A 1,588-nucleotide genomic window follows, 5' to 3' on the forward strand; every position below is an offset into this window, starting at 1 on the left:
CTGCTGCAGCTGTGATACTTGGATTCTCATCATCTGTAATTACGATGTTCTGAGTACAAGTATTGGTGTTTCCATGAATATCTGTTACTGTCCATAGGATAGTTGTTGTTCCTACTGGATAAGTATCACTTGCATCAGCATTTCCATTATAATCATTTTCTATACTAGCTACTCCACAATTATCGTCTGTTACTGGTGCTTCAACTATCACTGCTGCGGTACATACGCCAGCATCTGCTGTTTGATTTTGGTCAGCCGCACAAACAATGCTTGGTTGTTCATCATCAGTTACGGTGATATCTTGTGTACACTGCGTATCATTTCCACTTTGATCTGTAATAGTCCATGTAATAGTTGTGGTTCCAACTGGATATATATCGCTAGCATCAGATATTGAATTATAATCATTTTCAACGCTTGCGATGCTACAATTATCGCTTACTGTTGGTGTGATTACTAATACATTAGCTTCACATACTCCTGCGTCTGCAGTTTGTATTTGAGCTGGAGCACAGTTTACAATCGGTGCTATTATATCCTCTACTGTGACATCAGCAGTAATTGTTGATACATTATTACTGGCATCTGTTCCTGTTAGAGTTATTGTATTTATTCCTAAGTCTGTACAATCGAAGTCGGTTTGACTGACTGTTAAGGTGAAATCACAGTTATCATAACTTCCATTATCAATATCAGCTGGTGTAATACTAGCTGCTCCTGAGGCATCTAATTGAATAGTGACATTCTGTGAGGCCATTACTGGGGCAATATTGTCTTCTACTGTTACTATAGACTCACATGTTGTGGTTAAACCTGCATCATCAGTTACTGTTAGCGTTACTGTGTTCACTCCTACATTTGTACAATCGAATGTGTTTGGATTGGCATCTAAAGAAACCACTACGCCATTATCGTATGAACCATTGTCAATATCGGTTCCTACTATGCTTGCTGTTCCAGTTGCATCTAGTTCTACTGTAATGTCTTGACATACTGCTACTGGAGGCGTTAAATCAGTTACTGTTACCGTCGCTGTACAAGTGCTGATATGACCTGCCGCATCTTCTATACTTAAGGTCACTGTATTAGCGCCCAAGTTAGCGGAGGTAAACGCATTTGGTGTCACACTCATAGTGGTGATTCCACAGTTATCGGTACTTCCATTGTCAATATCGGTGGCCGCGATACTCGCTGCTCCTGTTCCTGGATCTAGATTTACTGTAAAGTCTTGACAGCTTGCTATCGGTGATTCATCATCTGTTACTGTTATATCTTGGGTATCTGTACTGATATTTCCATGGATATCTTCTACAGTCCAGATAATAGTAGTTGTTCCCACATTATAGAAACCACTGGCATCAGCTGTTCCATTGAAGTCATTGCTTATGGTAGCTACGGCACAGTTATCTGCTGTTGATGGTGCCACTACTGTTACGGCTGCGCCACACAATCCTGCATCGGCTGTTTGTGTTTGGGCTGCTGCAGCTGTGATACCTGGGTTCTCATTATCTGTGATAACGATATCCTGTGTACATGTTGCGGTGTTTCCATGGATATCTTCTACTGTCCATAAGATAGTTGTTGTTCC

General features: G+C 40.9%; 1 protein-coding gene. It reads right to left on the bottom strand.

Going from position 1 to position 1,588, the window contains the following annotated elements; all coding sequences use genetic code 11:
• Positions 1-1,588 (bottom strand): HYR domain-containing protein (locus HNS40_RS22305; protein ID WP_172284918.1); only part of this gene is annotated, 1,588 nt, incomplete at both ends.

It is taken from the genome of Lentimicrobium sp. S6 (assembly GCF_013166635.1).
Classification (GTDB): Bacteria; Bacteroidota; Bacteroidia; order Bacteroidales; family UBA12170; genus UBA12170.